The following is a 3,423-nucleotide window of genomic DNA, read 5'->3' as shown; positions in this document are numbered from 1 at the left end:
GATTTTCACAGAAAAAGGTGCAAGAAATGCGGCAGATGTTTATTTTACATTTGCAAGGAAAGCTTCCAGACGGTTCAGTCCTTCTTCCAAAATATCCATCGCGTATGCATAAGAAATCCTGATATACCCTTCCCCATACGAAGAGAATGCATCACCTGGAACGACCGCCACGCGCTGCTCTTCCAAAAGACGTGAAGCGAATGCAAATGAAGAAAGTCCGAACTGCGCAATCGAAGGAAAAATGTAAAATGCACCGTCTGGTTTGACCACGTCAAATCCCATAGCGGTCAACCGCTCATAGACGTACGTCCGTCGCTTATCGTATTCCGCCTTCATTGCCTCCGCATCTTCCATCCCTTCCGTTAGTGCTTCCAGTGCAGCATACTGACTGATAGAGCTGGCACAGGTTGCGTTGTACTGATGAACTTTCACCATTTGTTCCGTTATGTAGGCCGGAGCGAACGTGAAGCCGATACGCCATCCGGTCATCGAATGCGATTTGGACAGACCGTTAATGACAATCGTTTTGTCCCGCATGGAAGGAAGCGACGCAATCGAACGATGCATCCCCCCATAGATCAGCTCGCTGTAAATTTCATCAGAAATGACAAAGATTTCCCTGTCCTTAAGCAGAGCGGCAATCTCTTCAAGCTCATCCTGCCCGAGCGTGCAGCCGGTTGGATTGGACGGATACGGCAAAATAACACAGCGCGTCTTTGCCGTAATTTTCTCGCTTATAAGCTTTGCCGACATCTTAAAATCAGTATCCCGCGTATCTACGTATACCGGGACGGCGCCGCACAGGCGGATAATCGGCTCATATCCCGGATAAACAGGTCCGGGCAGGATGACTTCACTATCCTCTTCTAGAATCGTGCGCAGCGCAATATCAATGGCTTCGCTCGCCCCATTGGTTACAATGATTTCCGTCGCCGCGTCATAACGCAGTCCGTATTTCTGCTCAACAAAAACGCTGACGGCCTGCCGCAGCTCCATAAGACCCGCATTGGGTGTATAGGTAGTCCGGTTTTGGTCAATGGCGCGCTTGCCCGCTTCCTTGATATGGTCCGGCGTAGCAAAATCCGGCTGTCCGATTGTCAAAGAAATTGCATCATCATACTGCTGGACCAGATTAAAAAATTTGCGAATCCCTGAAATTTGGATATTGCGTACCCTCGGGTTAAGTAAATGCTGCATCTCTCTTATTCATCCTTTCTTCTTCGTAAAGCATGCCGGCTTCCCTTTTAAAAAGTATAGCACGCTTTGCGTAAGAAGACGCCAAGCTATTCTACTTTTGCCGAAATAATCCCTTCTATCTCTTTTCTGTTTATTCCGGGTGCATGCGTTTGCTGTTTCTATACCACCAAATTCGCGGTACGCGTCATTACCGAAGGATTGCGTAAATAGCTTCCGGAACAAAATATTCGTACGACCGTCGTTTCACCGGGCGCGGTAGCCACAGAACTGACGCAGACGTTTACCGTTCAGGACGTTGTTACAATGTTTGAGCCGCTGCGGTTCAGCTGTCGCCTCTTTTCTTTTGTGGTTATAATGAACATAGCAGACACTTTATGAAGGTCATATTTAGGAGGTAACGTAATGAAAATAGTAAGCGCATGCTTAATGGGATGTGAATGCCGCTACGATCAAAAAGACAATCGGGTAAGTGAAATTGAACAGCTTGTCAAAGATGGCAAAGCCATTCCCGTCTGTCCGGAACAGTTGGGCGGATTATCCACGCCTCGCAATCCGGCGGAAATCGTAGGCGGAGACGGTTTTGACGTACTCGACGGCAAAGCCCGCGTCATTGACAACGAGGGTAACGATGTAACCGGGGCCTTTTTGCAGGGAGCCCGCCAGGCGCTGCTTATGGCGCAGACGGTCCAAGCCACGGAAGCCATTCTCAAAGAGCGTAGCCCTTCGTGCGGCAGCACTTCTATCTATGACGGTACATTCTCCCGCACAAAACAAAAAGGCGTCGGGGTGACCGCCGCCCTTCTGCTGCGCCACGGCATCTCCGTCCGCTCTGAGGAGTCCTTGGACTAGCCAAAATATTGAATTAAGAACAGCATACTGATAAGTCCGATAATAAATGCGTATGTCGCCGATCGCTCATATCCGTGCCCGTGACTTTCCGGAATCAACTCCTTGTATACGATAAATAGCATCGCGCCCGCCGCAAAGGAAAGCCCATACGGCACAAGCCCTTTCACATAGCCGGTCATCATATATCCCAGGATGCCGGAGAGAATTTCTACCGACCCGGTCAGGGTTGCAATGAGCACCGCTTTCAGTCGGCCAATATTCTGATTGACAAGAAACAGCGCCACCAGAAGCCCTTCCGGGGCGTTCTGTACGCCAATCGCGAGTGCAATAAGGCCGCCCAGCGCTTCGTTATTCCCTGTATAACTCACTCCCACTGACAATCCTTCCGGCAAATTATGTACTGTGATGGCCGAAATAATCAACAGCGCCTGCGAATCAATCGGGAGTTTGTTATGCGGATTCTCCAAATCCACATGCGGCAAATACCGTTCGATAAGCATTAGCGTCGTCGTGCCGAGCAATATGCCGAATGCGAGCACGTACAGGTTGGACATGCTTATTGCTTCCGGAATCAAGCTGAATACGGAAGCCGCCATCATAACCCCGGCGGTCAGCGCCACCAGCGTATCCCGCGCATGATGATTGATATAACGGAAAAACAAAATGGGGATGGCACCTACGCCCGTAGATAGCGCAGAAATCACACTTCCTAGCAACATTTCCTTCATAGCTTCACCTTTCGCTTTGAACTCTACCGTTATGTACTACCCAATTTATGTATGCAAAAAAACAGCACACAAGGTGCTGTTTCGCATTTTAGCGACTTTTTACAAGCAAGTCTACCGCTTCTTTGATGATATGGTCAGGATTGTTCCCTTTTTCAATCTCCATACGAATGCATGCTTCCATATTGTTTGCTACAACCAAACCGATAGCGCGATCAACAGCGGAACGAATCGCGGTCAACTGGGTCACAACATCCCGGCAATCTTTCTGCTGTTCCATCATGCTGAGCACTCCGCGAATCTGCCCTTCAATACGGCGGAGACGATTCTTCACAGCATCATTATATTCCATCTACTCTCACCTCGGCATAATGGGGATATATATTAATGCTACCCCTTTAGGTATGAGTTGTAAACAAGGAAAATATATCATCTAGCTTCAAGAATAATGGATGCTGAAAAATTGGAGTGGATCAGGCCACGTTTGAACCGGCGTACAAAAAAAGAAGCCCAGTCATTCAATATGTTTTTTCTCTCGTTTTTAAAAATTTAAAAAGTAGTGCATAGAGGGATAGCATGAATCGAAAACACGCAAGCTAACAAAACCACCAGAAAGAAGAGAACGAGAGGGGGATTTCAATGGGAAAAAGGC

Annotated in this window: 4 protein-coding genes; 1 reads left to right on the top strand and 3 read right to left on the bottom strand. The window is 48.1% G+C overall.

Annotation, left to right across the window (positions count from 1 at the left end):
- Positions 1–39: 39 nt before the first annotated feature.
- Positions 40–1,197, bottom strand: a complete 1,158-nt coding sequence (locus ADA01nite_RS00335; protein WP_146807903.1) for an aminotransferase A — start codon at positions 1,195–1,197, stop codon at positions 40–42.
- 402 nt (positions 1,198–1,599) lie between these two features.
- Between ADA01nite_RS00335 and ADA01nite_RS00325 the strand changes: the two genes are divergently transcribed.
- A complete protein-coding gene (locus ADA01nite_RS00325) occupies positions 1,600–2,046 on the top strand; it encodes a 2-thiouracil desulfurase family protein (protein WP_146807902.1) in 447 nt (148 codons plus the stop codon).
- Here ADA01nite_RS00325 and ADA01nite_RS00320 read toward each other — a convergent pair.
- Both ADA01nite_RS00320 and ADA01nite_RS00315 read right to left on the bottom strand, forming a co-directional pair.
- Complete coding sequence (locus tag ADA01nite_RS00320; RefSeq protein ID WP_146807901.1) at positions 2,043–2,774, bottom strand: ZIP family metal transporter; 732 nt, start codon at positions 2,772–2,774, stop codon at positions 2,043–2,045. The two genes, ADA01nite_RS00325 and ADA01nite_RS00320, sit on opposite strands and share 4 nt — an antisense overlap.
- A gap of 88 nt (positions 2,775–2,862) precedes the next feature.
- A complete protein-coding gene (locus ADA01nite_RS00315) occupies positions 2,863–3,123 on the bottom strand; it encodes a metal-sensitive transcriptional regulator (RefSeq protein WP_146807900.1) in 261 nt (86 codons plus the stop codon).
- Positions 3,124–3,423 lie beyond the last annotated feature (300 nt).

This window comes from Aneurinibacillus danicus (assembly GCF_007991215.1).
Taxonomy (GTDB): Bacteria; Bacillota; Bacilli; order Aneurinibacillales; family Aneurinibacillaceae; genus Aneurinibacillus; species Aneurinibacillus danicus.
The sequence above is the reverse complement of the archived record's forward strand: the minus strand, read 5'-3'. Positions and strand labels throughout refer to the sequence as shown.